The organism is Streptomyces sp. LHD-70, assembly GCF_031157275.1.
Taxonomy (GTDB): Bacteria; Actinomycetota; Actinomycetes; order Streptomycetales; family Streptomycetaceae; genus Streptomyces.
Window position 1 is genome coordinate 46,529 of record NZ_JAVIFW010000012.1, and the last position, 25,835, is coordinate 72,363.

Annotated in this window: 22 protein-coding genes and 1 pseudogene; 14 read left to right on the forward strand and 9 right to left on the reverse strand. The window is 71.1% G+C overall.

The annotated features are described in order from the left end of the window. The first annotated feature begins 8 nt into the window (after window positions 1-8). From uraD to RCO28_RS23755, 11 genes are all read left to right on the forward strand, one after another. Entirely contained in the window at window positions 9-536 is a 528-nt protein-coding gene (uraD, locus tag RCO28_RS23705) for a 2-oxo-4-hydroxy-4-carboxy-5-ureidoimidazoline decarboxylase (protein ID WP_308943253.1), read from the forward strand. Further along, window positions 533-931: a hydroxyisourate hydrolase gene (gene uraH / locus RCO28_RS23710; protein ID WP_308943254.1), complete on the forward strand. Its 399-nt coding sequence runs from the start codon at window positions 533-535 to the stop codon at window positions 929-931. Before uraD ends, uraH begins: the two co-directional genes overlap by 4 nt. 5 nt (window positions 932-936) lie before the next feature. Next, on the forward strand, window positions 937-1,860 hold the full coding sequence (gene pucL / locus RCO28_RS23715) for a factor-independent urate hydroxylase (RefSeq protein ID WP_282533436.1): 924 nt from the start codon (window positions 937-939) through the stop codon (window positions 1,858-1,860). Window positions 1,861-1,930: 70 nt separating this feature from the next. Further along, complete coding sequence (locus tag RCO28_RS23720) at window positions 1,931-3,346, forward strand: nucleobase:cation symporter-2 family protein (RefSeq protein WP_308943255.1); 1,416 nt, start codon at window positions 1,931-1,933, stop codon at window positions 3,344-3,346. A gap of 80 nt (window positions 3,347-3,426) precedes the next feature. After that, entirely contained in the window at window positions 3,427-4,815 is a 1,389-nt protein-coding gene (locus tag RCO28_RS23725; RefSeq protein ID WP_308943257.1) for an 8-oxoguanine deaminase, read from the forward strand. Between the two features lie 335 nt (window positions 4,816-5,150). Further along, window positions 5,151-6,620, forward strand: coding sequence for a nucleobase:cation symporter-2 family protein (locus tag RCO28_RS23730; RefSeq protein ID WP_374991229.1), 1,470 nt, complete (start codon window positions 5,151-5,153; stop codon window positions 6,618-6,620). A 234-nt stretch (window positions 6,621-6,854) separates the two neighbouring features. Further along, the gene (locus RCO28_RS23735; protein WP_308943258.1) at window positions 6,855-7,946 is read left to right on the forward strand and encodes a substrate-binding domain-containing protein; all 1,092 of its coding nucleotides are present in this window, start codon (window positions 6,855-6,857) and stop codon (window positions 7,944-7,946) included. Window positions 7,947-8,167: 221 nt separating this feature from the next. Next, window positions 8,168-9,478, forward strand: coding sequence for a sugar ABC transporter substrate-binding protein (locus tag RCO28_RS23740; RefSeq protein WP_308943440.1), 1,311 nt, complete (start codon window positions 8,168-8,170; stop codon window positions 9,476-9,478). Window positions 9,479-9,644: 166 nt separating this feature from the next. After that, window positions 9,645-10,496, forward strand: coding sequence for a sugar ABC transporter permease (locus RCO28_RS23745; protein WP_308943441.1), 852 nt, complete (start codon window positions 9,645-9,647; stop codon window positions 10,494-10,496). Further along, window positions 10,493-11,410 (forward strand): carbohydrate ABC transporter permease, encoded by a 918-nt coding sequence (locus RCO28_RS23750; protein ID WP_308943259.1) that lies wholly within the window; start codon window positions 10,493-10,495, stop codon window positions 11,408-11,410. Before RCO28_RS23745 ends, RCO28_RS23750 begins: the two co-directional genes overlap by 4 nt. 35 nt (window positions 11,411-11,445) lie before the next feature. After that, a complete protein-coding gene (locus RCO28_RS23755; RefSeq protein ID WP_308943442.1) occupies window positions 11,446-12,426 on the forward strand; it encodes a hydroxyacid dehydrogenase in 981 nt (326 codons plus the stop codon). 29 nt (window positions 12,427-12,455) lie between these two features. Here the strand turns inward: RCO28_RS23755 and RCO28_RS23760 are convergent, their stop codons facing one another. Then, window positions 12,456-12,968: a hypothetical protein gene (locus RCO28_RS23760; RefSeq protein ID WP_308943261.1), complete on the reverse strand. Its 513-nt coding sequence runs from the start codon at window positions 12,966-12,968 to the stop codon at window positions 12,456-12,458. 10 nt (window positions 12,969-12,978) lie between these two features. Further along, window positions 12,979-13,689: a heparin lyase I family protein gene (locus RCO28_RS23765; RefSeq protein ID WP_308943262.1), complete on the reverse strand. Its 711-nt coding sequence runs from the start codon at window positions 13,687-13,689 to the stop codon at window positions 12,979-12,981. Between the two features lie 281 nt (window positions 13,690-13,970). Between RCO28_RS23765 and RCO28_RS23770 the strand changes: the two genes are divergently transcribed. Further along, window positions 13,971-16,331, forward strand: a complete 2,361-nt coding sequence (locus RCO28_RS23770; RefSeq protein WP_308943263.1) for a hypothetical protein — start codon at window positions 13,971-13,973, stop codon at window positions 16,329-16,331. A 75-nt stretch (window positions 16,332-16,406) separates the two neighbouring features. Here the strand turns inward: RCO28_RS23770 and RCO28_RS23775 are convergent, their stop codons facing one another. Continuing rightward, a complete protein-coding gene (locus RCO28_RS23775) occupies window positions 16,407-18,128 on the reverse strand; it encodes a hypothetical protein (RefSeq protein ID WP_308943264.1) in 1,722 nt (573 codons plus the stop codon). Between the two features lie 173 nt (window positions 18,129-18,301). Here RCO28_RS23775 and RCO28_RS23780 point away from each other — a divergent pair, with 173 nt between their 5' ends. Then, the gene (locus RCO28_RS23780) at window positions 18,302-19,552 is read left to right on the forward strand and encodes an FAD-dependent oxidoreductase (RefSeq protein WP_308943265.1); all 1,251 of its coding nucleotides are present in this window, start codon (window positions 18,302-18,304) and stop codon (window positions 19,550-19,552) included. 41 nt (window positions 19,553-19,593) lie between these two features. Here RCO28_RS23780 and RCO28_RS23785 read toward each other — a convergent pair whose 3' ends face one another. From RCO28_RS23785 to RCO28_RS23805, 5 genes and pseudogenes are all read right to left on the reverse strand, one after another. Further along, entirely contained in the window at window positions 19,594-20,214 is a 621-nt protein-coding gene (locus RCO28_RS23785; protein ID WP_308943267.1) for a TetR/AcrR family transcriptional regulator, read from the reverse strand. Window positions 20,215-20,322: 108 nt separating this feature from the next. After that, on the reverse strand, window positions 20,323-21,162 hold the full coding sequence (locus RCO28_RS23790; RefSeq protein ID WP_308943443.1) for a tetrahydrofolate dehydrogenase/cyclohydrolase catalytic domain-containing protein: 840 nt from the start codon (window positions 21,160-21,162) through the stop codon (window positions 20,323-20,325). Window positions 21,163-21,467: 305 nt separating this feature from the next. Continuing rightward, window positions 21,468-21,890 (reverse strand): acyl-CoA thioesterase, encoded by a 423-nt coding sequence (locus RCO28_RS23795; RefSeq protein WP_308943268.1) that lies wholly within the window; start codon window positions 21,888-21,890, stop codon window positions 21,468-21,470. Window positions 21,891-21,920: 30 nt separating this feature from the next. Next, window positions 21,921-23,061 (reverse strand): annotated as a pseudogene (locus RCO28_RS23800) (acyltransferase family protein). A gap of 92 nt (window positions 23,062-23,153) precedes the next feature. Beyond that, a complete protein-coding gene (locus tag RCO28_RS23805; protein WP_308943270.1) occupies window positions 23,154-23,837 on the reverse strand; it encodes a hypothetical protein in 684 nt (227 codons plus the stop codon). A gap of 140 nt (window positions 23,838-23,977) precedes the next feature. Between RCO28_RS23805 and RCO28_RS23810 the strand changes: the two genes are divergently transcribed. Beyond that, window positions 23,978-24,559, forward strand: a complete 582-nt coding sequence (locus tag RCO28_RS23810; protein ID WP_308943272.1) for a hypothetical protein — start codon at window positions 23,978-23,980, stop codon at window positions 24,557-24,559. Window positions 24,560-24,591: 32 nt separating this feature from the next. Here the strand turns inward: RCO28_RS23810 and RCO28_RS23815 are convergent, their stop codons facing one another. Beyond that, on the reverse strand, window positions 24,592-25,812 hold the full coding sequence (locus RCO28_RS23815) for an FAD-dependent monooxygenase (protein WP_308943273.1): 1,221 nt from the start codon (window positions 25,810-25,812) through the stop codon (window positions 24,592-24,594). Between the last annotated feature and the right edge of the window lie 23 nt (window positions 25,813-25,835).

The window sequence follows — 25,835 nt, forward strand, 5'->3', positions numbered from 1 at the left end:
GCAATCCCGTGACTTCGAGCACCACACCGGGACTCTCCCGGTTCAACGCTCTCGAGGAGGCTGCGGCCACCGCAGAACTCCACGAGGTGTGCAGCAGTCCGGCCTGGGGCAGCAAGATCCTCGCCCAGCGCCCGTACGCATCGGCCGACCTTCTCTTCGCCGCGAGCGACGCCGCCATGGGCGAGCTGACCCCCGCGGATATGGAGGAGGCCATGGCGGGGCACCCGCCGATCGGCCGCCCGAAGCCGGGTGACCCGACCTCGGCCCGCGAACAGCGGGGCATGGCCGGGGCCTCCGAGGAGCTCAAGGCCGAACTGCTCGAACTGAACCTGGCCTACCAGGAGAAGTTCGGACACGTCTTCCTCATCTGCGCCACCGGCGCCACGGCCGAGTTCATGCTCGACCAGATCAGGACCCGGATCGAGAACGGGCCCGAGCAGGAGCGCGAGATCGTCCGCACCGAACTGGGCAAGATCAACCGCATTCGGCTCACCCGACTCGTCGAGGAAGCAGCAGAGGAAGGAAGCAAGGCATGAGCACCGCCACCACGGCATCGGTGTCCACGCACATCCTGGACACCAGCAAGGGCCGCCCCGCAGAGGGCGTCGCGATCCAGCTCTCCGCCCGCAGCGGCGGCACGGCTGAGTTCGTCGCGCTCGGCGGCTCCAAGACCGATGCCGACGGGCGCTGCAAGGACCTGCCGGCCCTGCCGGAAGGCACCACCCACGTACGACTCGACTTCGAGACCGAGGCGTACTTCCTGACCAAGCACAACCAGCAAGCCGAGGCGCAGCAGGACGCCCCCGCGAATCGGGACAGCGGTGCGTTCTTCCCGGAGGTGGCGATCACATTCGCCGTCAAGCCGGGCGAGCACTACCACGTACCGCTGCTGCTCAACCCGTTCGGCTACTCCGTTTACCGAGGGAGCTAGCAGACATGCCCACGATTCTCGGCCAGAACCAGTACGGCAAAGCAGAGAACCGCGTCGTCAAGATCACGCGGGACGGCGACACCCACCACATCAAGGACCTGAACGTCTCGGTCGCCCTCTCCGGCGACCTGGAGGACGTGCACCTCTCCGGCTCGAACGCCAACTGCCTCCCGACCGACACCACCAAGAACACGGTGTACGCGTTCGCCAAGGAGTACGGCATCGAGTCCGCCGAGCAGTTCGGCATCCACCTCGCCCGGCACTTCGTGACGTCGCAGGAGCCGATCAAGCAGGCGCGCATCCGGATCGAGGAGTACGCCTGGGAGCGCATCGAGACCTCCGAGGCCAACTCGAAGTTCATCGGCTCCGACGAGGTCAAGCACTCCTTCGTCCGCAAGGGCCAGGAGACCCGGGTCAGCGAGATCACCTACGACGGTGAGAACTGGCAGGTCATCTCCGGCCTCAAGGACCTCATCGTCATGAACTCCACCAACTCGGAGTTCTGGGGCTACATCAAGGACAAGTACACGACCCTCCAGGAGGCGTACGACCGCATCCTGGCCACCCAGGTGTCGGGCCGCTGGCGGTTCAACTGGACCGACGACGAGCAGCGCATGCCCAACTGGGAGAAGTCGTACGACCAGGTCAAGAAGCACATGCTGCAGGCCTTCGCGGAGACCTACTCGCTGTCGCTGCAGCAGACCCTGTACCAGATGGGTTCGCGCATCATCAACAGCCGTTCGGAGATCGACGAGGTCCGTTTCTCGCTCCCGAACAAGCACCACTTCCTGGTGGACCTGGAGCCGTTCGGCCTGAAGAACGACAACGAGGTCTACTACGCGGCCGACCGTCCCTACGGCCTCATCGAGGCCACGATCCTGCGGGACGGCGTAGAGCCCCAGATCCCGGTCGACATGACCAACCTCTGACGCGGGACGTGCGCGCCCCCGTCCGTCCGCAGCGGACGGGGGCGTGCCACACCGGAGGGAACGCACCGCCATGGCACAGCCTGCAAAAGGGCCGGTAGAAGGCCCGTGTTCCACCCCATCGGAGACCGGCAGCACGGCAACTCCCGACTGCCACCCGGTGGATGAGAAGCTCCACCCCACGCGGCTCATCCCCGCCGCCCTTCAGCACATCGCCGCCATGTACGCGGGCGTCGTCACCCCTCCGCTGATCATCGGCCAGGCCGTCGGCCTGGACACCGCCGCGCAGACCCGGCTCATCGCCGCGGGCCTGCTCATCGCGGGACTCACCACCGTCCTGCAGACCCTCGGCGTCAAGAACTTCGCCGGCAACCGGCTGCCGTTCGTCAACGCCGCCTCCTCCGCGGGCATCGCACCGATCCTCGCCATCGCGGAGACCAACGCCCACGGCGAGCAACTCCCCGCCATCTACGGCGCGGTGATGGTCGCCGGTGTCTTCTGCCTCGTCGTCGGACCGTTCTTCGGACGGCTCCTGCGCTTCTTCCCGCCGCTCGTCACCGGCGTCGTCATCACCCTCATCGGGGTGACGCTGATGCCCGTACCGGTCGGCTGGGCCCAGGGCGGCGACAAGGAAGCCGCCGACTACGGCGACATGAAGTACCTCGCGCTCGCCGCGTTCACGCTTGTCGTGATCCTGCTCTTCCAGCGCTTCGGACGCGGCTTCCTCAAGCAAGTCGCCCTGCTCATGGGTCTGTTCATCGGCACCGTCGCTGCGATCCCGTTCGGCATGGCGGACTTCTCGTCCCTGGCGTCGGCCCCCGTCGCGGCCCTGCCCACGCCTTTCGACTTCGGCGTACCGACGTTCCAGCCCGCGGCGATCCTCTCGCTGTGCATCGTGATGCTGGTCCTGATGACCGAGTCCGCGGCCGGCATGATCGCCGTCGGCGAGATCTGCGAGCGCAAGACCGACGGGAAGACCATCACCCGCGGCCTGCGCACCGACGGCATCGCCACCCTCCTCGGCCCGGTCTTCGGCGGCTTCCCCACCTCGGCCTTCGCGCAGAACGTCGGCGTCGTCTCGCTGACCCGGGTGCGCAGCCGGTACGTCGTCGCCGTCGCGGGCGGCGCGCTGATCATCCTCGGCGCGTTCCCGGTGCTCGGCGCGGTCGTCTCCCTGGTGCCGATGCCGGTCCTCGGCGGCGCGGGCATCGTCCTGTTCGGCTCGATCGCGGTCAGCGGCATCCGTACGCTCTCGGAGGCCGGGCTCGACGACAGCTCCAACATCATCCTGGTGGCCGTCTCGCTCGGCGCGGGCATCATCCCGCTCGCCGCACCGACGTTCTACGCCGACTTCCCCGCCTGGGCGCAGACCGTGCTCGGCTCCGGCATCAGCGCCGGTGCCCTGGTCGCCGTCACGCTGAACCTGTTCTTCCACCATCTCGGCACCCGTGGCCGCGCCCCCGCGCCCGCGGCACTCAAATCCTCCTAGGGTCCTGCCGTGCCCCTCCCCGCCGTCCGCCCCCGGGCGGCGGGAGCACCACCACCGCCACACACAGAAGGAAGCGCACCATGGCACCTTCGGCAGCCCCTCAGCGCATCGTCATCGAGAACGCGGCGATCGCCACCGTCGACAGCCAGGACTCCGAGTACGCCTCGGGCCACCTGGTCGTCGCCGGCAACAGGATCGAGTCCATCGGCGCGGGACCCGCACCCGAGGGCTTGGAGAACGTGGTCCGGCGTATCGACGCCACCGGCCACCTGATCACGCCGGGTCTGATCAACACGCACCACCACTTCTACCAGTGGATCACCCGCGGCCTGGCCACGGACCACAACCTGTTCGACTGGCTCGTCGCCCTCTACCCGACGTGGGCGCGGATCGACGAGCCGATGGTCCGCGCCGCCGCGCAGGGCTCCCTCGCGATGATGGCCCGTGGCGGGGTCACCACCGCGATGGACCACCACTACGTCTACCCGCAGGGCTCCGGCGACCTGTCCGGCGCGATCATCGGCGCCGCCCGCGACATGGGGGTGCGCTTCACCCTCGCCCGCGGCTCCATGGACCGCTCCGAGAAGGACGGCGGCCTGCCCCCGGACTTCGCCGTCGAGACCACCGAGGGCGCGCTCGCCGCGACCGAGGAGACCGTCAAGAAGCACCACGACGCCTCCTTCGACGCGATGACCCAGGTCGCCGTCGCCCCCTGCTCCCCGTTCTCCATCTCCACCGAACTCCTGCGTGAGGGCGCCGCGTTGGGCCGTCGGCTCGGCGTACGCATGCACACCCACGGCTCGGAGACCGTGGAGGAGGAGAAGTTCTGCCACGAGCTGTTCGGCATGGGCCCGACCGACTACTTCGAGTCCACCGGATTCCTCGGCGAGGACGTGTGGATGGCGCACTGCGTCCACATGAACGACTCCGACATCGCCGCCTTCGCCCGTACGAAGACCGGTGTCGCGCACTGCCCGTCGTCCAACGCCCGCCTCGCCGCAGGCATCGCTCGCGTCCCCGACATGCTGAAGGCCGGCGTGCCCGTGGGCCTCGGCGTGGACGGCACCGCGTCCAACGAGTCCGGCGAGCTGCACACCGAGCTGCGCAACGCGCTCCTCATCAACCGGCTCGGCGCCCACAAGGAAGCCGCGCTCAACGCCCGCCAGGCCCTGCGCCTCGGCACCCACGGCGGTGCCCAAGTCCTCGGCCGCGCGGACCAGATCGGCTCGCTCGAAGCGGGCAAGCTGGCCGACTTCGTCCTGTGGAAGGTCGACGGCATCGGCCACGCGTCCATCGCCGACCCGGTCACCGCGATCGTCTTCGGCGCGGCGGCCCCGGTCACCGCGTCGTTCGTCAACGGCAGGCAGATCGTCGAGGCGGGCCGCCTGCTCACGGCCGACGAAGAGTCCATCGCCCGCGACACCCGCGCCGAGGCCCAGCGCCTCGCGAGGATCGCGGCTTCGGGCTGACCCAAAGAGTCCGGCTGAGGGGGACGGCCCTCGGCCGGTCGCCGTGGACCCGAGCGGGGCCCACGGCAGCCGGAACCGGTGGGCGCGGCGCCATCGCCACGCCCACCGGGGACGGTGAAACCGTCCACGCAGGAAACGGACTTGTACGTCCGGGTCGTACGACCCGTCCCCGTACGACTCGACCCGTACGACCGCACAGCGACCGCACATCGCGACCCCTCGCTACAACCGCATACCGCTCAGCAGCAACGCACGTAGCACCACCGTTTGCACACCATCTGTACGACCTCCACCCCGCGTCGCTGGCGACGCGTAAACAGACCGGAGGAACCGCCGTGGCAGCAACGCCCAGGGTTCAAAAAGCAGTCGCCGTGCCAGAGGACGACACCGTCCGCGACCAGATGCCCGAAAAGCACCCGGTCGACGAGACGTTGCCCCCTCTCAAGATGATGACCAGCGGCCTTCAGCATGTGGCCGCCATGTACGCGGGTGTGGTCGCCCCGCCGCTCATCGTGGGAGCCGCCGTCGGGCTCTCCGCGAAGGAGCTCACCTTCCTCACCGGGGCCAGCCTGTTCACCGCAGGTCTGGCCACGTTCCTGCAGACCCTGGGCATCTGGAAGATCGGCGCCCGGCTGCCGTTCGTCAACGGTGTCACCTTCGCGGGCGTCGCGCCCATGGTGGCGATCGTCAACCAGACCCCGGACAAGAAGGACGCGCTGCCGATCATCTTCGGCGCCGTGATCGTCGCCGGTCTGCTCGGCTTCCTCGCGGCACCCTTCTTCTCCAAGCTGGTCCGGTTCTTCCCGCCGGTCGTCACCGGCACCGTGATCACCCTGATCGGTATCTCCCTGATGCCCGTCGCCTTCGGCTGGGCGCAGGGGCCGGATCCGGCCGCCAAGGACTACGGCTCGTTCAAGTACCTCGGCCTGGCCGCGATATCCCTGGTCATCGTGCTGCTGATCCGCCGCTTCACGCGCGGCTTCGTCAAGCAGATCGCCGTACTTCTGGGTCTCGTACTGGGCACACTCATCGCCATCCCGTTCGGCGTCACCGACTTCAGCCCGCTCGGTGAGGCGGACCTGGTCGGCTTCCCGACGCCGTTCCACTTCGGCGCCCCGCAGTTCGCCCTCGCCGCGATCGTGTCGATGACCGTCGTCATGGTGGTCTCCATGACCGAGTCCACCGCCGACATGCTCGCCCTCGGTGAGATCGTCGACCGCCCGGCGGACGAGAAGACCATCGCGGCCGGTCTGCGCGCCGACACCCTCGGCTCCGCCCTGTCGCCGCTCTTCAACGGCTTCCTGGCGAGCGCGTTCGCGCAGAACGTCGGCCTGGTCGCGATGACGAAGATCCGCAGCCGGTTCGTGGTCGCTGTCGGCGGTGGCTTCCTGGTCCTGATGGGCCTGTGTCCGATCGCCGCGTCCCTGATCGCCGTTGTGCCGCGCCCGGTGCTCGGCGGTGCGGGCATCGTGCTGTTCGGCTCGGTCGCGGCGAGCGGTATCCAGACCCTCGCGAAGGCCGGGCTCGACAAGGACAACAACGTCCTGATCGTGGCCGTCTCGATCGCCGTCGGCCTGATCCCGATCGCGGTGCCGACCTTCTACCACGCGTTCCCCGAGACCGCGATGATCATCCTGGACTCCGGGATCTCCACGGGCTGTGTGGCGGCCGTGGTGCTGAACCTGGTGTTCAACCATGTCGGCAGGAGCAACGATGCGGCGGATGTGACGCATCCGATGGAGGGCGGCCAGGACATCGCGGGCTCGCCCCCGGCGAAGCGTACGGAGGAGGCTCCGGCCCACTGATTCGTTTCGCCTTGGCGTGGCGCGTACGGCAGTTTGTGCCGTACGCGCCACGCGCTTTGCCCCGTCAGGGGCGCGGGGAACTGCGCGACCAGCCACGACGGCGCAGCAGACGAACGAACAGCGCCGCAGGCTTTCGGGAAGGGGCGGGGAGGGGAAGAAGACCGATCGAATCGATCGCAAGCGATCGTTATGCTGGCGGCGCGCGCCGGACCCACCGGCACGGAGGGGAGAGCCATGCGCCTGCATGTCGACCAGCGTCACGAGCGGGTCCTCGCACTGGTGAGAGAGCACGGCAGCATGCGCGTCGCCGAACTCGCCGCAGAACTGGGCGTCTCCGCCGTGACCCTGCGCCGCGACGTCGAGACCCTGGCCGGCCAGGGCCGCGTCCACCGGCTGCACGGCGCCGTCGTCTGGCCGGGCGAGCGGGACGAACCCGAGCAGCACCTCCCCGCCCCGCGCCGAGACGCCGACGGCCTCGTCCTCGGCATGGTCGTGCCGACCACCGGCTACTACTACGCGGACGTCGTCCAGGGCGCCCGCGAGACCGCCGAGGCGCACGGCGCGCGCCTGGTCGTCGGCCTCTCGCACTACCTGCCCGACGAGGACGGCCCCCAGGTCAAGCGGCTGCTCTCCACCGGCGCCAACGGCCTGCTCCTGACGCCGAGTTGGGAACGGAGCGCCCCCGAGCCCGGCACCGGCGCCTGGGTCGCCGAGCTCGACGTGCCGACGGTCCTCGTGGAGCGCTGGGCACCGCTCGGCCACCCCGCCGCCGCCCTCGACCGGGTCCGCACCGACCACGCGTACGGTGCCGCCCGCGCCGTCCAGCACCTCGCCGGCCTTGGCCACCGCAAGGTCGCCATCGCCGCCCAGGAGAACCCGCACCGCGGCCGCCTCCAGGCCGGGTACGAGGCGGCCGTCGACGCGCTCGGCCTGGAACCCGCCCCCGTCTCCCCCCTCGACGGCAAGCCCGCCGCCACCCGCGCCGAACGCTTCGACCGCACCCTCGACTACCTCTGCGAGGCGGTCGAGCGGCACGGCGTCACCGCGGCCCTCGTGCACAGCGACGCCGACGCGATCGTCCTGATCCCCCGCCTCCAGGCACGCGGCGTGCGCGTACCGGAGGACCTGGCGGTCATCGCGTACGACGACGAGGTCGCCCCGCTCGCCGACGTACCACTGACCGCCGTCGCCCCGGCCAAGCGCGAAGTGGGCGCGCGGGCGGCGGAGTTGCTGATCGACCGGCTGACCGGGAGGCCGGGCGCGCGGCGCCACCTCGATGTACTGCCGGAGCTCAAAGTCCGCGCCTCCTGCGGCGAGTTGGGCTAAGGGGCCCCGATAGGGGCGCGGGGCTGTGACATGAGCGGCTTCGCCGCGGGGCGCGACAAGCCACGACGGAGCCGCAGTCGAACGATGAACCGGCAGCCAGTAACGATCGTTTTGATCGAGTTGTTCGTTCGCTCTTGACCGGCGATCGTCAACCCGCCAAAGATGACGTCGTTCGCCCCCAACTGCCCGCGCAGCGACCGCCGTAGGAGCCGTGCATGCCGATGCCACGTACGCCCCGAACAGCAACAGCAACAGCAACAGCAACAGCACTCACCGCCTCCCTCGCCCTGCTGGCCACCGCCTGCGGAGGCGGCGAGGGTTCCGGCGCGGCCGGGGCGGACGGGGAGCCCGTCACGCTCACCTACTGGTCGGCGACCAACGGCGCCAAGGAGACGGTCGAGGCGTTCAACACGAGCCAGGACCGCATCAAGGTGAAGTTCTCCCTCGTCCCGTCCGGGCCCGAGGGCGTCACCAAGCTCTCCAACGCGGTCAAGGGCGGCAACGCGCCCGACGTCGCGACGATGGACTACTCGCAGCTCCCCGAGTACGCGAGCGAGGGCAACCTCGAGGATCTCACCGAGGCCGCCGGGGACACCGTCGACAAGAAGTTCCCGGACAACATCAAGTCCCTGGTGAACCTCGGCGGCCGCACCTGGGCCGTGCCCTTCGACGTCACGCCGATCGAGCTGTTCTACCGCAAGGACATCTTCAAGAAGCACGACGTGGACGTGCCCAAGACCTGGGACCAGTACCGCGCCGCCGCCGAGAAGATCCACAAGGCGGACCCCGACGTCACCATCACCAACTTCGGCGGCGGCGACCCGGCCCTGCTCGCCGGCCTCTCCTGGCAGGCCGGTGCCCGCTGGTACGGCACGAAGGGCGAGGCCTGGAAGGTCGGCATCGACGACCCCAAGTCCCGTAAGGTCGCGGCCTATTGGGACGGCCTGCTGAAGGACGGCCTGGCCTCGAAGACGCCGCTGTGGGGCGAGGGCGAGGCCAAGGAGCGCGCCACCGGCAAGGTCGCCACGATCATCGGCGCCGCCTGGAGCGCGGGCAACTTCCCGACCGGCTACCCCGACAGCAAGGGCAAGTGGGGCATCGCCCCCATCCCCACCTGGGACGGCAAACCCGCCACCGGCATGTACGGCGGCACCTCCTTCATCGTCCCCAAGGGCAGCGAGAAGACCGAGGCCGCCGCCGAGTTCATCGAGTGGGCCGCCACCTCCCCGGCGGCGATGAAGGCCCGGATCACCTCGCAGAAGACCCCGAGCACCGCACTGCCCGCCAACGAGGCCCTGCGCGAGGTCGCCGCGAAGGAGTATGACGGCTCGTACTTCCCCGGCCAGGACGTGTACGGCATCGCCGGCGAGGCCGCCGACTCCATCGTGCCCGGCTGGACCTGGGGCCCCGTGCACGCCAAGGTCACCGCGGCCCAGCTGACGACGGGCGCCGACCACACGAAGGCGCTGCGCGACGGGCAGAGCACGGCGGAGCAGGTGATCGCCGAACGCGGCCTGAAGCTGGCCGAGTAGACCCGCGCCCAAGACACCCGTCGTGGGCGCGCGTTCACGACACCCCGCGCCGGAACCGAAGGAGCCCTGGGTGGCTGTCCCACTCGCCCGACCCGTCAAGTCACGTACCAGGGGCGGCAGTTCGTCCTCACGGCGACGCCAACAACGCGGTGCCGTCGCCCTGTTCATGGTCCCGTTCTTCGTCCTGTTCGCGGCGGTCACCCTGGCCCCGCTCGGCTACGCGGCCTGGATGAGCCTCTTCCGCGAGGAGTCCTCGGGCCTCGGATTCGGCGGTACGGAGCGGGTCTTCGCCGGGATCGGCAACTTCGCCGAGGCGCTCACCGACCCGGCGTTCCTCGGCTCCTTCGGGCACATCGGCGTCTACTGCCTGATCTACATCCCCGTGATGATCGGCGGCGCCCTGGCGCTCGCGCTGCTCGTCGACTCCGCGCTCACCCGCGCCAAGCGGTTCTTCCAGATCGCGTACTACCTGCCGCACGCCGTGCCCGGACTGGTCGCCTCGATCATCTGGCTGTACCTCTACACGCCCGGCCTCAGCCCGGTCACCGAGGCGCTCCAAGGGCTCGGCGTGCACTGGAACTTCTTCGGCGCGGACGAGGCGCTCTACTCCATCGTCAACGTCTCGGCCTGGCAGTGGATCGGCTACAACATGATCATTTTCTACGCGGGGCTGCAGGCCGTCCCGCGCGAGACCCTGGAGGCCGCGAGGGTCGACGGCGCGGGAGCGTTCCGTACCGCGTTCCAGGTCAAGGTCCCGATGATCCGCTCGACCGTCGTCCTCACCCTCCTGTTCACCTGCGTCGGCGCCATCCAGCTCTTCGACGCGCCCAAGCTGATCCAACTGCGCGCCACCGAGCTCGGCCCCGAGTGGTCGCCGACCATGTACATCTACGCGCAGGCCTTCGAGAGCCGCGACTACGGGCTCGCCGCGGCCGCGTCCCTGCTGCTCGCCCTGGTCGCGGGCCTGCTCTCGTTCGTTGTCACCAAGCTCGGCAACCGGTGGAAGGCGGCCGCATGAGCACGCAGACCGCCCGCCCTGTTCGTCCGGCGACAGCCCCGGAGCCGGTGCGCTCTCGGCGCCAATACCCGCGCCCAGCAAGGCAGTTGACGTCCAAGTTCGCCGTCCACGCCGTCCTGATCGTCTTCGCCCTCTACACCCTGATGCCGCTGACCTGGCTGGTCATCGCGGCCACCAAGACCTACCGGGACCTGTTCGCCACCAACCCGTTCGCCCTCGGTGACTTCAACCTCTGGCACAACCTCGGCGAGCTGCTCGCGTACAACGACGGCATCTACAGCCGCTGGCTCGCCAACAGCGTGCTCTACACCGTCGTCGGCTCGCTGCTCTCCACCCTCATCTCGGTGGCCTGCGGCTACGCCTTCGACAAGTACGAGTTCAAGGGCAAGGAGTCGCTGTTCGGGCTCGTCCTGGTCGGTGTGCTCGTGCCCGCCACGGTCGTCCAACTGCCGCTGTATCTGCTCGCGTCCGAGGCCGGCCTGGTCAACACGTACTGGGCGGTGCTGATCCCGAGCCTCGTCAACCCGTTCGGCGTGTATCTGGCGCGGGTCTTCTCCGAGGGGTACGTGCCGGGGGAGGTCCTGGAGGCCGCGCGGGTCGACGGGGCGGGGGAGCTGCGGACGTTCGCCTCCGTGTCGCTGCCGATGCTGGCGCCCGGCTTCATGACGATCTTCCTGTTCTCGTTCACCGCGTCCTGGAACAACTTCTACGGCGCCCTGATGATGCTGAACGACGAGGAGCTCTATCCGGTCAACCTCGGCCTGTACGCCTGGCAGAAGAACGTGTACCAGCAGCCCGAGCTGTATCCGCTGGTCATCGTCGGCGCGCTCGTCGCCGTACTGCCGCTGATCGTCGCCTTCCTGTGCCTGCAGCGCTTCTGGCGCTCCGGGCTGACCGCCGGAGCCGTCAAGTGAACCCTGTTCAGCGCCGCCCCCGCACCCTGCTCGCCATGAGCCCGGAGACGCGCGACGCGGTGTTCGGGGCCGCCGCGCTGCGCCGCCTGGCCGAGGTGGCGCGCATCGAGCCGGGCCTGCTCGTGACGGACTTCCAAAACCCCTTGTTCGGCGGGGAATTGAGCGAGGCCGAGGTGCTGCTCACCGGCTGGGGCTGCCCGCCCCTGGACCGGGCGGCGCTGCGGCGACTGCCCCGGCTGAAGGCCGTCGTGCATGCCGCCGGGAGCGTGAAGGGGCATGTCACCGAGGAGTGCTGGCGGCGCGGCATCGCTGTCACGACGGCCGCCGCGGCCAACGCCCTGCCGGTCGCCGAGTACACGCTCGCCGCGATCCTCTTCGCCAACAAACGCGTCCTGACCGGCGCCCACGCCTACCGCACCGCCCGCGGCCGTGTGAACCTCATCGAACGCTTCCCCGACGTCGGCAACTACCGCCGCACCGTCGGCCTCGTCGGCGCCTCCCGCATCGGCCGCCGCGTCATCGAACTCCTCGCGCCCTTCGACGTACGGGTCCTGCTGCACGACCCGTACGTCAGTCCGGGGGAGGCGGCAGGTCTCGGGGTCGAGCCGGTCGACCTGGACGCGCTCGCCCTGCGCAGCGACATCGTGTCCCTGCACGCGCCCCAACTCCCGTCCACCCAGCACCTGTTCGACGCCCGCAGGCTCGCCCTGATGCCGGACGGCGCGACGCTCATCAACACGGCCCGCGGCTCGCTCGTCGACACCGAGGCGCTCACGGAGGAGGTACGTACGGGCCGCCTCCACGCGGTCCTGGACCACACCGACCCCGAGGTGCTGCCCGCCGACTCGCCCCTCTTCGACCTCCCGAACGTCCTCCTCACCCCGCATCTCGCCGGATCCATCGGCGGCGAACTGCACCGCCTCGCGGACACGGCCATCGACGAACTCGCCCGGTACGCACGGGGGTTGCCGTTCCTGCACGCGGTGGATCCGGGGACGCTGTCGCGCTCGGCGTGAGGGTGCGTACGTACGGGTCGGGGCTGGGGTCAGTCGGACACGAGATGGAGCAGCGCGGTGCCGTCCTCCCCGGCCGCCAACTGGACGACCACGGCGTCGGGTTGGGCCTCGGGTGCCGCAGTGCCGACTCTGCCGCAGGAGTTGCCGCTGCCGTTCTCCCGTAGGACCGTCAGGCATCCCTGCCCCGGCCCGCTCGCGCTGCCCCGCGAGCGGCCGTTCGCGGACTTCACGGTGTACGCGACCTTGTCCGGCCCGACCTCGGTGACGGAGAGGGCGGCCTTCCCGCCGGGTCCGTCGAAGCTCACCTCGACCGGCTCCGAGATGAGCACCTCGCAGTCGGCGTCCGCGCAGGCCTTGATGTCGTGGCCGTCCTCGGCGGTGAGGGAGGGCGTGGGGCTCGGTGTCGGTCGAGGTGTCGGTGACGTTTTCGGGCTGGGGCTCAGTGCCTTTCCGTCGTCGGTGCTGCCGCCGCACGCCGTGAGCGTCACGGCGGCGAGCAGAACGGCGCCTACGGCCCTGCTGCGCAAGGAAGTCGCACCCATGCGGGGCACGCTAGTCCACGTCGCCGTACTCCGTACCGACCTTGAGCCCGTCGATCCAGTTGATGACGCGCTTGTCCTTCACCTCGGCCCCGTACGTCCCGAACCGGGTGTCGTTGCCGAGGTCGTCCCAGGTGCGGCCGGAGAACTCGGCGACCTTGGTGCCGTTGTAGAACGCCGCAACCCAGCCGGTGGACGCCTCGTCGGAGGTGTGGATGCCGAGCACGATCCGCTTGTACGTGCTGGTCGCGACGGGCGTGGACCACTTCAGCGTCCACTTCTCGCCGACCTCGATGTGGAACAGCTTGAGCTGCCCGCCCTCGACCTTGATGAGCACCGGGTAGTTCTGCTGGTGCTGGTCGCCCGTGCCGTACGACTTCCACTGGAAGATCGTCCCGGCGTCCGGGGTGTTGGTGGAGGTGTCCCAACCGATCCAGTACGTGCTGTCGTTCCGGAACGTGTACCGGGAGCCGCCGACCCGGATCCCGTGCACCTCGCAACGCTCAAGGCCCAGCGGCTTGTTGAACTTGAACACCTGCCCGCGCCCGTCGCCGTTGTCCTGCGCCACTACGCTCCCGGGCGAGTCGCAGAGCGTGGACGAGAATGCGCCGGTCCCCTGCCCGGCGTCCCCGTCCCAGATGACGGATGCCTGAGCGGGACTCGCGGTGACGAGCCCGAGGGAACAGGAGGCGGCAACGAGGGCACCGGTACGTCGCTTGCGCATGGGGGCTCCTTGGAGAGGGAGACGCTCTGCGGGGGCCTTGGGATGGCCTTGGGATGGCCTTGGGATGGCCTTGCGGGTGCGCTGCGTACGGGGCGTTTCTAGCATGGGGCGATCGAACGCTCAATAGATGCAAGGGAGTTGAGCGTTTCGATCGGTTGGTGGTGCCGGTCCGATCCGGTCCGATCCGGTCTGATCGGTCCGATCCAGTGCCGGTGGGGCGGGATGATCTCTACGGTTGGGGGCGCGGGCGCGCGTACCGGCGTGTGGGGAAAGGGAGTTGCATGGAGGAGATCGCCACGTTGGCGGGGGTGTGCGCGAGCAGTGTGGTCACGTTGCTCGTGTCGGACGGGTTCGGCTGGACCAAGGCCCGGCTCCTCGGGCTCTTCCGGCGCGGACGGCACAACGGCCGCACCGCCGACGGGCGGGACGCCGAGCAGACCGTCGAGCGGCTGCGGCGTGCGCTCCTGGAGGGGCGCGAGGCGGGCGACGAGACCGTGGAAGGGGCCGTCGAGCATCAACTGGCCGACGAATTCGAGGAGTTGATGCGCGAGGACCCGGCGTTCGCCGAGCATGTCGAGGAGGTGGTGCGCGATGCCCGCAGCGCGGGTCCGCCGGCCGCGTTCGGGGCGAACATCCTGCACTACGTCAACCACGAGGAGCTCCTCGACGCCATGGAGGCGCACTGGTCCCGGTGCGCGGAAGCCGAAGTGTCCGCGGTGATGTTCCTCGCCGGACTGCGCGGCACCGGCCGCCGTACGACGGCCCTGCGCTGGGCGCACTCCCGTGCCGGGCACTTCGCCACGCCCCCGCTCGAAGCCGACCTGGGCCGGAACGCCGACGGCGCGCACGCCGACCCCGCCGCGGTCCTCGACGGCTGGCTGGCCCAGCTCGCGGTGCCCCCGGCGGACCGGCCCGGCGGCCTGGCCGGGAAAGCGGCGGCCTTCCGGGCGGCGTGCGCCCGGGTGCACCGCGACCAGGGGCCGGTCCTCGTGTTCCTCTTCAACGCCGAGACGCGCAGCCAGATCGAGCCGCTGCTTCCCCGTACGCCCGGCAGTGCCGTCGTCATCACCGGCCGCGAGGCGCCCCGGCACCTGGACAGCTCCCCGGACTTCGCACCCCTGCCGGTGCCCCCGCTGGGCCTCGACCACTCGGTGGAGCTGCTCGCCCGGGTCAGCGGCATCGCCACCGACCCCGGCCGACTGCGTCCGCTGGCCCGGAACGTCGGGGGCAACCCCTGGGCGCTGCGGATCGTCGCCGGACAGTTGCGCTCCCCGGACCCCGGCGTCCTCGACGACATCGGCGACCTGCTCGCACACCGCGACACGAGGCGGGAGCTCCTGGACATGACCGACGAGCACTCGCTGTACGCCACCCTCGACCTCGCGTACGACCGTCTCGCCCCGAAGCCCGCCCGGCTGTACCGCGTCCTCGGACTGTTGCCGTCGGGACGGGTCCAGGTGGACACCTTGTGCACGCTCCTCCCGGCCTGGAGAACGTCCGAAGTGCGGGGCGCACTGCGGGAGTTGAGGGACGGCAGCCTCGTGGAGCGCGCCGCGCAGGACGCGTACCGCCTCGAACCCCTCGTCCACGACCACGCCCTGACCCGCGCCGAACAGGACGAGGAGCCCACGGAGCGCGAACAGCTCCGGGACGGGTTCTTCGCGCACCTCCTGGAGTACGTGGAGCGCTGCGAGGCGGCGCTGTCGGCGCGTTGGCTGTACGACCCGGAGTACGTCGCCCCGCGCAGGGAGAGCGCGCCACGAGCCGAAGCAAGCCGCGCCGAGGAGCAGTTGGCCCGTCGGCGGGACGCGCTCGTGCCCGCCGTGCTCCTCGCGCACGCCACCGGCCGGCACCGGCACGCCTGGCGGCTCTGCCAAGGGCTGTGGAGCTTCTACCTGCGGACGGCGAGCCACACGGAGTGGATCGACTCGCACCGCGCGGGCCTCGCAGCGGCCCAGTCCTGCCTCGACGATCCGCTCGCCGTCGCACGGATGCACTTCCAGCTCGGCTTCGCCCACCTGGACCGCTGGAGCCTCGACGAGGACGACCCGCGCCTGGCCCGCGAGCAGTTGGAGGCGGGCCTGCGTCTGGTGCGTACCGGAGAGCGGGGGGAAGGGTGGCGGCGCACCGAGTCCAGCCTGCTCGAAGCCCTGGGGCTGCTCGCCCTGAAGCTGAAGCACGGCACGCGGGCCCTCGACTGCCTCACCCGGGCCAAGGATGCCCTCGACGGCATCGTCCACCCGCGCGGCCACGCCCTGCTCACCTTCCACGCGGCTCGCGCGTACTCGGCCCTGAACCGGCACAACGACGCCGAGCGGCAATTCGCCCTCGCGCGCGAGGAGTTCGAGCTGCTCCCGACCGGCCCCGACCACTTCAACATCGCCAAGACCTGGTGGCGTCAGGCCGAGGACCGCCTGGCCTGCGGGCAGCCGGAGTCCGCACTGCGCTGCCTGAACGAGGCCGACGCGGGCACGGCCGGTGCGACGTATCAGCGAGCGGTGGTCCTGCTGCTGCGCGGCGACGTCCACCAGGAACTCGGCGACCGCGACGCGGCGGAGGCGGACTGGGCGCACGCCCGGGACGTGTTCGCGGAACTCGGCAGCCCCCGGGCGGAGGAGGCACAGGAGCGCCTCGACGGCTGAGGTCGCGGGGTGTCGGGGTGCCGGGGTGCCGGGGTGTCGGGGTGTCGGGGGAGCCAGGCGGGAGTCATGCAGGAGTCAGGCGGGGCGCAACTCCAGCACCCCGACGTCCTGTTGCTCACCGGCGCGCACCCGTACGAGCCGGGCATGCCCGCCCCCTGTGTGCGTCAGGAGCGTGTGGACCACGGAAGCGGCGACACCGAAGTCGGCCCAGGCGGGACGCCGTGCCCAACGAGCCTGCAGAGAGCCGGAGTTGGTCGAGGCGGCCAGGCACCCATGGCCGGGTTCCTCGTACGCAAGCAGGTCGTGGTGCGGGAATCGTGCCGCGTACGTCCGGGCGTCCGGGCGCCGGTCGAGCGGTACGAGGAGTACGTCGGCGGTGCGGGGCAGGCGCTGGTCGGGGTCGTCGACGTCCGCGGCGAGGTGGGCGGACGTGAGGTGGGCGCTCTGGGTGCGCTGGTGGGCGGCGGGGTAGCGGCGCAGGGTGAGTTCCGCGGCGCCCTCCGACAGGTGCACGTCCGCGGTCACGTACTGGGCGGGCAGGTGGGGGAGTGCGCGGCGTGCGGGCGGGCCCGGAGGTACGGGGACCGCGCGCGTGATGGCGGGCTGTTCCGGTTCGGGGAGGTCGAGCCAGGAGTAGAACAACGTACGCAGGAGCCCGGCGGCCTCGCCCGGCCGTGAGGTGATGGGGTCGTACGTCGGGACCTGAGCCTGCGCTTCTGCTTCGGCGAGCTGTCGGGCGAGTGGGGTGCCGCGGCGGAGGCGGGGGAGTTGTTCGCCCAGGTGGTGCATCGGGGAATCCGGTGCGACGGTCGCGCTGTCGAATGCGCCCAGGACGCAGGGAATTCCGAGGGTCTGCCCGTACAGAGTCACCGAACCGTGGTCGCCTATCAGGAAGTCGGCGGCGCACAGTGCTGCTTTCCAGGTCTCCGTCTCGGGTGCGGGCAGGAGCAGTCCGGAATCCAGCATCGGGGCCAGCCAGTGGTGCCATTGCCAGGGGCTGTGGGCGTAATAGGCGCCGGGATGGGCTGTGACGAGTACGCGGAATTCGTCGGTGGGGAGTTCGGCGATGGCCCGGAGGATCACGTCGCGCGACGGCGAGCCGAGTATGGAGCCGGGCCCCCACGTGGAGGAGACGACGACGAGCCGTTCTCCCGGTTCGAGGCCGAAGGCGCGACGGTACTGCTCACGGAACGGCAGGGCGGCTCTGAGCTGGTCGATCACGGGGTCTCCGGCGACCACGGCTGCGGGGAGGGCCTGCGGGCAGCTTTCGGCGAGGCGGTCGAGCTGCTCTGAGTGGGAGAGGACGATGGCCGACGGAATCAGCTTCCCGTCGTGCACCAGCCACTCTTCCGTAAGCCCGAAAGCCCCGGAGTCCGGTTCCGGTTCCGGTTTCCGGTTTCCGGTTTCCGGTTTCCGGTTTCTTGCCAGCTTCTTATTGTATCCGGCCCCATGTGGCGTGCTGACAAGGGGAGTTCGGAGCCGGTGCAGGTCTCCGCCCCTGCTCGTCGCGATCGCGAGATCGAACTCCTCGGAGTCTCTCGCCTCCTCCCACGGCACGTACACCATTCCGCGTTCCGCGAAGAATTCCGTCACCCCGGAGTCGAGGGCGGACGAACCGGTGCAGGAGAAGACGACCTGCACGCGTTCGTCGCCCTCGAAGGCCGCGAGCAGATCGAGGAGCCGGGTCGCGGAGGTGATGTTGTGCACCACGCCGAGAACCGTGCGCGCGGGACGGACCGTGGCCCAACGGCCCCGGTCCGCACTGATCGGCAGCGGCAGCCGCCGGTCCTCCCGCACTGCATGACTCCTCGTGGTCCACGTCCTCCTGGGCTGCGGTCACCCTAACGGCCGCTCACCGCACCCCGACCACCACCCGCATTTCGATCGATCTGCGGGTGGTGACGAGACCCCGTCTGACCGATCGGTTAGATTGCTGTCCAGTCGGTCAGCCCTGCTGTGGAGGTACTGCGATGACCCAGGAACGTACGACGTGCTGCATCGTGGGCGGCGGACCCGCGGGCATGATGCTCGGGCTGCTGCTCGCCCGCGCCGGAGTGCGGGTCACCGTCCTGGAGAAGCACCGGGACTTCCTGCGCGACTTCCGCGGCGACACCGTCCACCCCTCGACGCTCCGCCTGCTCGACGAACTCGGCCTCGGCGCCCGCTTCGAGAAGCTGCCCGCGCGCCGCCTGGACGAGATGCGGATCCGGATCGGCGCCACCACCGTGACCATGGCGGACTTCGGGCGCATGCCCGGCCGGATACGGCACAAGTACATCGCGATGGTCCCGCAGTGGGACTTCCTCAACCTGCTCGCCGAAGCCGCCGCCGACGAGCCCACGTTCACCCTGCGCCGCAGCACCGCCGTCACGGGCCTGCTCACCGACTCCGCGGGCCGCGTCACGGGCGTACGCAGCACCGATGCTCAGGGCGCCCCGGGCGAACTCTCGGCCGACCTCGTCGTCGCCTGCGACGGGCGCGGCTCCGTCGCCGCCGCGGCGGCAGGACTGCGGCAGCGGAACTTCCCCGTGCCCATGGACGTCTGGCAGATCCGCGTGCCCGCCCCCGGCCCGGACGCCGCGCACAGTGGGCGGGTCTTCGGGCACTTCGGCTCCGGACAGGTCGCCGTCACCATGGACCGCGGCGACTACTACCAGACCTCCTACCTCATCGAGAAGGGCACCGACGCCGCCCACCGCCGCCACGACATACGCGAACTGCGCGACCGGCTGGCCCAACTCTTCGGCTGGGGGCCGGAGTCGACCGACGCCATCCGCTCCTGGGACGACGTGAAGATGCTCGACGTGACGATGGGGCGGCTGCCCCGCTGGTACACCGACGGGCTGCTCTGCATCGGCGACGCCGCGCACACCATGTCCCCGGTCGGCGGCGTCGGCGTCAACCTCGCCGTGCAGGACGCCGTGGCCGCCGCCCGCATCATCGCCGGTCCGCTGCGCCGCGGCCGGGTCACCGAGGCCGAGCTCGCGCGGGTGCAGAAGCGGCGCGAACTGCCCATGGCCGTCACGCAGAAGTCGCAGCTCGCCGAGCACGACATGCTGATCGGCCCCGCCCTCGACGGCACCCTCGACCACCGTCCGCTCCCCCTGCCGCTGCGCGCCCTGCGTCGCTCCCGGCTCCTCCAGGGAGTGGCCGCGTACGTGGGTGGCATGGGCGTACGACCGGAACACGCACCGGAGTTCGCCCGCAGAACGGTGTCCTGAGCAGGCGTCAGGCTCAGGTGGGACGCGTCAGGCGCAACGCGTCACGCGTCGATCGCCCGCAGCGTGAACTCGACCAGCTCATCGGCCGCCGCGTCCAGGTCGAGATCCGGGTCCGAGAGCCAGGCCGCGACCACCCCGTCGATCGCGCCGCCCACCGCCAGGGCGACCACGCGCGGCGCGAACTCCCGGCACACACCGGCCTGTTGGCCCGCGACGAGCAGCTCCACGAGCCCGTCGAGCCGACCGGTGGCCGCGTGCCCGCCCGGTGTCTTCAGGCGGGTGCCGCCCGCGTCGTCGAGGAGGGTCTCGGTGATCACGCGGACATGGCTCCGGTGGGCCTGCTGATAGCCGACCATCGCGCGCACGTACGCGACGATCGCCGCCCGCGGATCCGGCGCGGCGGCCACCCGCTCCCGCACATGGGCCGCGAACCGGCTCACGACATGCTCGAACGCTGCCCGCGTCAGCTTGTCCTTCGAGCCGAAGTGGTACAGCACCGCGGCCTTCGACAGGCCCGCGCGCTCGGCGATGGCGGAGAGCGAGGCCGCCGGGTAGCCGCGGCTCGCGATCAGCTCGATCGTGCACGCCACGAGCTGCTCGCGGCGGGCCCGCTCGGTGAAGGTCGGCTCCCCAGCGGATCCGGGGCTCCGGCGCGGGCTCATCGTGGGTCATCTCCCCTGCGTACGGGCGGTTCCTGGCCGGGCACCCGAGCGACACCCCCGGGGCGCCGCGACCGGGACCGACCGTACACCGGGACCTCCGCGGAGGCCTCAGGCGGAGGCCACGCCCAGCTGCCGCTCGGCGGCGTCCAGGGTCTGCTCCAGGAGCACCGCGATCGTCATCGGGCCGACGCCGCCCGGCACCGGCGTGATCAGGCTCGCCCGCTCGGCCGCCGCGGCGAACTCGACGTCGCCGACGTTGCCCTCGTTGTACCCGGCGTCGATGACCACGGCGCCCGGCTTGATGTCCGCGCCGCGGATGAACTCCGGCCGCCCGACCGCCGCGACGAGGATGTCCGCCTCCCGCACCAGGGACGACAGCTCCCGGGTGCGCGAGTGGCAGTACGTGACCGTCGCGTCCCGCGCGAGCAGCATCATGCCGACCGGCTTGCCGAGGATCGCGCTGCGCCCGACGACCACGGCGCGCTTGCCGGTCGGGTCGACGTCGTACGCGTCGAGGAGGCGCATGATGCCGCCCGGCGTGCAGGACGCGAAGCCGGGCAGCGCGAAGCCCATCGCCGCGAACGACCGCATCGTCACGCCGTCGACGTCCTTCTCCGGCGCGATCGCCTCGAACGCGGCCCGCTCGTCGATGTGCTCGCCGCACGGGTGCTGGAGCAGGATGCCGTGCACCTCCGGGTCGGCGGACAGTTCGGTGAGCTTCGCGACCAGCTCCTCGGTGGTCGTCCCGGCGGGCAGCGGCACGTGCAGGGAGCGGATCCCGGCCTTCTCGCAGCGGTTCCGCTTCATCCGTACGTACGTCACCGACGCCGGGTCCTCGCCGACGAGCACGGTCGCCAGACAGGGGGTGGCGCCGGTGCGCTCGGTCAGGGCGGCGGCGCGGGCGGCGGTGCGCTCCACGATGCGGCGGGCGACGGCGCTGCCGTCCATGAGCTTCGCGGTCTCGGCGGTCGTGGTCTCGGCGGTCGCGGGCTGCGGCTGGGTCTTCGTGGGCTGTGCGGCCATGGGGTGCTCCCGGGCGTCGTCGGCATCAACTGCGGATCTCGCCCAGGCGCGCGGCAGCGTACGCACCCCTCGCGGGGCCGTACGGCGACGGAGACCGTCGGGCCGCTCCCCGGTGGTACTCCACCTCAGCGCCAGTCACGGCCCGCACCCAGGGTAGAGGAGGGCGCGCCGGGGCCTTCCGCCCGGCCCCCGGCTCGGGTCCCTCAGGTCCCTCAGGTCCCTCGGGTCCCTCAGAGGCCGAACAGCTCCGGCCGCTTCGCGAGCGTACGGAAGTGGTCCTGCGGCTGAGCCACCAGCCTGCGGGCCTTCAGGTCCATCAGGCCGCCCACTCCGGAGAGCTCCGCCGACACCGTGCCGTCGGCCTTGCGGATGGTCTGCGTGATCCGGAACGACTTGCCCTCGCCCCACTGGAACGCGCAGCTCACCGTGACGTCGTCCCCGGCGTGCAGCTCGCGCAGATACCGGATCGTGGTCTCCAGGACGACCGGGCCGACGCCCTGGCCCACCAGATCGTTCTGCCCGATCCCGGCGGCCTGGAGCAGCGACCAGCGGGCGTGCTCGGCGTACTGCAGATACACGGCCTGGTTGAGGTGTCCCTGGACGTCCGTCTCGTAGCCACGGACGGTCACAGGTACGGAGAACGCTTCGGTCACGGTCTTTCCTTCGCTCGACGCCGGTGCGCGTCACCGAGGGGGCGGCGCGCGGCCATCATGCCCAACGGCACTGACAGGGACGGCATTCGGGTCCGCGGCGGGCGCACGGAACAGCCACGGCACCCGCGGCTCCACCACCGGCCGGAACACCCGGCGCACCGGCGCAGAGCAGAGCAGCGCGATCCCGCCCACCGCCAGCGCTGTCACGGCGAGTGCACCGGGCGGGGGTGTGCAGCCACGGCCTGTCGTACCAGTCCCAGAAGTGGGCGGCCTTGATCAGGAAACCGTGCAGCAGGTAGCCGTACAGCGTGCCCGTGCCGAGCGCCGTGATCCACAGTCGGCGGCCCGGCACCCAGGCCAGGAAGCAGGCGGTGAGCAGCAGCGCGAGCGCGAACAGCGCCGGTGTCGCCACGAGCCCCGCCCACGCGGGCACGCCGCGCCCGGTGACGTCCCCGCGGTGGTACAGCCAGCCGGCGTCGAACCACGGAGCCACCGCGTACGGCGCGACCAGGGCGCCCGCGAGGACCGGGAGCGCCGCGATCCGCACCCGGCGGCGGCGCAGCCACGTGAAGTGCTCCGGTCTCAGCATCAGTCCGGCCACGAAGCACGGCAGGAACCCGAGCACCCGCTGCAGCGCCAGGTCCCCGCCGAGCGCGGGCGAGGCGGAGGCCAGCGCGGCCACGGCGAGCGAGACGGCCACCGGCCACCGGATCAGCAGCCACAGCGGTGTGGTCAGCCGCCAGATGAACAGGGCGAGCAGGAACCACATCACGTACCACGGATCGAGCAGGCTGATCGGATAGCCGGGATCGTCCTCCGCCCAGCGGTAGAACAGCGTGTACGCGACCTCGAAGACGACGTACGGCACGGCCACGCTCGCGATCAGCCGCCGCACCCGGCCGGGCCCGAGGTCGAAACTCCGGGAGAAATAGCCGGAGATGAGGGCGAAGGCCGGCATGTGGAAGGCGTACACGAGGAGATACAGCGCGGTGGCGGCGCGGCTGCCGTACGTGAGCGGCTCCCAGGCGTGACCGCAGGCCACCAGGACGATGGTGAGGTACTTGGCGTTGTCGAAGTACGGGTCGCGGTACGAATCGCGGTTCGGCTCGCGGTGCGAATCGCGGTTCGGCTCGCGGTTCGGCTTGCTGTCCCGCTCGTTTGGTCGCTGCATCTGCCCCCCTCGTCGTGCGCGCTGCCTCCTCGGTTGCCCAGGAGGCCGGTGGTCATGTGTGCGCTTCGCGCCGCCACGCAGCGGTGTGCGGTTCAGACGCGGCGCGGTGAGGCGAGCAGCAGTCGGCCCCCGCCCCGCTCGCCGTGCTCGCTCACCTGCCAGCCCGCGCGCTCCAACGCGCCCGCGCACACGGTGAGTTCGGCCCGTACGTCCTCCGGCCCCACGGCGGGGGCCCCGGTCCGGCCGGGTATCACCCGCACCGCGACTGCCTCGGGCTGGTCCGTCGCCGTGACGCGATAGCCGGGCGTCGCGGTCGCCCCCGCGCCGGACGCCGGGGTTCCGCCCGCCGCCTCCAGGGCCAGCGCGGCGGCCTGCACGAGGTGGCCGCGTTCCCAGGCGCAGGGGCGGTCCAGGGCGCCGTCGGCGTTCGTCATCCGGCGCAGCTCCACGAGACCTTGCCAGGCACTGTGCACCTCGCGGAGCCGTGCGGGCCCCGCCACCGGCGCGTCCGGCTCGGCCCCGGTGCGGGCGGCGAACACCGCGCCCCTGGTGTCGGTGACCGGCGCCGCCGCGGGTGGGGCGGCGCTCGACAGCTCGGCCCGCGCCCGGTGTCCGGCGGGGGTGAGGAAGTGCGCCCGCGGCGGCCGGGCGTGCCGGAACGCCAGGCCCAGTCGGACCAGGCCCGCCAACTGCGCCTCGGAGCCGGTGATCCGGCCCGTCACATCGTCCGCACCGGCCACGATCCGCCGCTGGCCCGCGGTCAGCCGTCCCGTCATCGGCCCACCCCTTCCACACCGTCTCCCCGTGCACTCCATGGTGCCCCGGACCACTGACAACGGCCTTCCGGGAAAGCGGCTAACTTACGGGGACCGCCGGTGGATCATGAACCGGCGTCTCCGAATCCGAGAGGCCCCCCATGTCCACGCCTCCGCCCCAGGGCGGCTACCCCAACCCGTACGGCCACCAGGGCCCGCAGCAGCAGTACGGGTACCCGCAGCAGGGCCAACCCCCGTACGGCCAACCCCCGTACGGCCAGCCCCCGTACGGCGGTCAACCCCCGTACGGCCAACCGCCTTACGGGCAGCAGCCCCCGCAACAGCCCTACCAGGGCCAGCCGCAACCGCAGCCGCCAAGGCGAGGCGGCGGGCTCAACCAGAAGGTCGTCAAGGTCGTCTCCGTCGTCATCGCGGTGATCGTCGTCGGCATCTGGAAGTTCGCCACGAACGGCGACACCGTCGAGGACGCCAAGGACACGGCGAAGAACGACACTTCGGCCACCGGCGCCGACGTCGGCGAGTGCGTGCAGCGGCTCGGCACGGACGCGGAGCCCGACATCCGCGTCGTCGACTGCTCCGACGCGAAGGCCCAGTACAAGGTCGCCGAAGAGGGCTTCACGGCGGGCAGCCTCACCTGCAAGGCGGGCCAGTCCAAGTTCACCATCGAGTACACGCGCGGCCGTTCCGACGTCGCGCTCTGCCTGACGCCGCTCGACAAGTAGGACTCGACAAGTAGAAGACGCGCTCGGGAGCGTCAGCGCAGCCGTCCGCCGCCGAACGCCCCCGAGCCGTCCGCCCGTTGCCACCACTCCTCCAGGGCCCGCTGGTCGAGGGCCAGCCAGTCCGGCGTACGGGCCACGAGCGCGTCGCCCAGGCGGCGGCCCAGGTCGACCAGGGTCCGGCCGGTGGGCGTGCGCTCGTCGTCGTACGCGTCGAGCGCCGTGCCCAGGTCATCAGTCCCCGTGAGGGCGCGCTCCAGTGCCGAGGCGTCCTGCAGCGCCTTGACCGCGCCCGCGCCGGTGTGCGGCCTGGCCACGGTCGCCGCGTCGCCGAGCAGCAGCAGCGGTCCCGAGGTGTAGCGCGGCGCGGTGAAGTCGTACAGCGTCTGCACCGCGAGCTCCTCGCGCGCGGTGGCCTTCAGGAGCGTGGCCCAGTACGGCGGCAGCAGCGCGTCGGCGAAGCGGGCGAGGCGCTCGCGCTGCGCGTCGTCGAGGGTGTCGTCGTGCGCGTCCGGGGCGCCCGGCGTGCGGGCCAGACCGGTCGAAGGGGCCGTGTAGAGCACCCAGTTGACGCGGTGGCCCGGCGGGTCGGCCGGGCCCGTCGGGATGCGGTAGACGATCAGATGGCCGCCGGGGAAGACCACATACGCGCACGCGTCGGCCGGCCAGCGCTCCGGATCCGGCAGCCGCTCCACCGGGAAGGCGCCGCGCCAGGCCGGATAGCCCGCGAACCGCGGCTCCACCTGCGCGAACGCCGCGGCCCGCACCACCGAGCGGTGCCCGTCCGCGCCCACGACCAGGTCGTACTCCTCCGCGCCCGCCGCGGTATGCACCGCTGCGCGGCGGCCGTCGCGGGTCACCTTCGTCACCGGCGTACCGGAGCGGATCTCCGTCCCGGCGGGCATCCGGCCCCGCAACTCGTGCCAGAGAGAACCCCAGTTGTACGTACGGAAGGGGAAGACCGTCCCTGCGATCCGGCGGCCGAGCGGGTCCGGGCAGGCCGCGTCCCGCACATACCAGTGCCGGTGGTTCAGCTGCACCCACGGCATCGCGGCGTCCAGGTAGCCCGCCGCCTCCAGCTCCGCGTACCGCGCGTCGTGCACGGCGATGCCCATGCCGCGCTCGCCCAGCCGGCCCGGCGCGCGTTCGTAGAGCGTGACCGTGTCCGCGCCCCCGCGCCGGGCCGCGAGCGCCGCCGCGCACCCCGCGATGCTGCCGCCGACGACGGCGACCCCGCGCTCCCGCTGCTTGTCCATCCCGTACCGCCTTCCCCGTAGTA

What these genes read in the sequence shown, in the direction of transcription:
- uraH (WP_308943254.1), top strand. Translation starts at nt 533, where the DNA reads ATGAGCACCGCCACCACGGCATCGGTGTCCACGCACATCCTGGACACC.
- pucL (WP_282533436.1), top strand. Translation starts at nt 937, where the DNA reads ATGCCCACGATTCTCGGCCAGAACCAGTACGGCAAAGCAGAGAACCGC.
- RCO28_RS23720 (WP_308943255.1), top strand. Translation starts at nt 1,931, where the DNA reads ATGGCACAGCCTGCAAAAGGGCCGGTAGAAGGCCCGTGTTCCACCCCA.
- RCO28_RS23725 (WP_308943257.1), top strand. Translation starts at nt 3,427, where the DNA reads ATGGCACCTTCGGCAGCCCCTCAGCGCATCGTCATCGAGAACGCGGCG.
- RCO28_RS23735 (WP_308943258.1), top strand. Translation starts at nt 6,855, where the DNA reads ATGCGCCTGCATGTCGACCAGCGTCACGAGCGGGTCCTCGCACTGGTG.
- RCO28_RS23740 (WP_308943440.1), top strand. Translation starts at nt 8,168, where the DNA reads ATGCCACGTACGCCCCGAACAGCAACAGCAACAGCAACAGCAACAGCA.
- RCO28_RS23745 (WP_308943441.1), top strand. Translation starts at nt 9,645, where the DNA reads ATGGTCCCGTTCTTCGTCCTGTTCGCGGCGGTCACCCTGGCCCCGCTC.
- RCO28_RS23750 (WP_308943259.1), top strand. Translation starts at nt 10,493, where the DNA reads ATGAGCACGCAGACCGCCCGCCCTGTTCGTCCGGCGACAGCCCCGGAG.
- RCO28_RS23755 (WP_308943442.1), top strand. Translation starts at nt 11,446, where the DNA reads ATGAGCCCGGAGACGCGCGACGCGGTGTTCGGGGCCGCCGCGCTGCGC.
- RCO28_RS23760 (WP_308943261.1), bottom strand. Translation starts at nt 12,968, where the DNA reads ATGGGTGCGACTTCCTTGCGCAGCAGGGCCGTAGGCGCCGTTCTGCTC.
- RCO28_RS23765 (WP_308943262.1), bottom strand. Translation starts at nt 13,689, where the DNA reads ATGCGCAAGCGACGTACCGGTGCCCTCGTTGCCGCCTCCTGTTCCCTC.
- RCO28_RS23770 (WP_308943263.1), top strand. Translation starts at nt 13,971, where the DNA reads ATGGAGGAGATCGCCACGTTGGCGGGGGTGTGCGCGAGCAGTGTGGTC.
- RCO28_RS23780 (WP_308943265.1), top strand. Translation starts at nt 18,302, where the DNA reads ATGACCCAGGAACGTACGACGTGCTGCATCGTGGGCGGCGGACCCGCG.
- RCO28_RS23785 (WP_308943267.1), bottom strand. Translation starts at nt 20,214, where the DNA reads ATGAGCCCGCGCCGGAGCCCCGGATCCGCTGGGGAGCCGACCTTCACC.
- RCO28_RS23790 (WP_308943443.1), bottom strand. Translation starts at nt 21,162, where the DNA reads ATGGACGGCAGCGCCGTCGCCCGCCGCATCGTGGAGCGCACCGCCGCC.
- RCO28_RS23805 (WP_308943270.1), bottom strand. Translation starts at nt 23,837, where the DNA reads ATGACGGGACGGCTGACCGCGGGCCAGCGGCGGATCGTGGCCGGTGCG.
- RCO28_RS23810 (WP_308943272.1), top strand. Translation starts at nt 23,978, where the DNA reads ATGTCCACGCCTCCGCCCCAGGGCGGCTACCCCAACCCGTACGGCCAC.
- RCO28_RS23815 (WP_308943273.1), bottom strand. Translation starts at nt 25,812, where the DNA reads ATGGACAAGCAGCGGGAGCGCGGGGTCGCCGTCGTCGGCGGCAGCATC.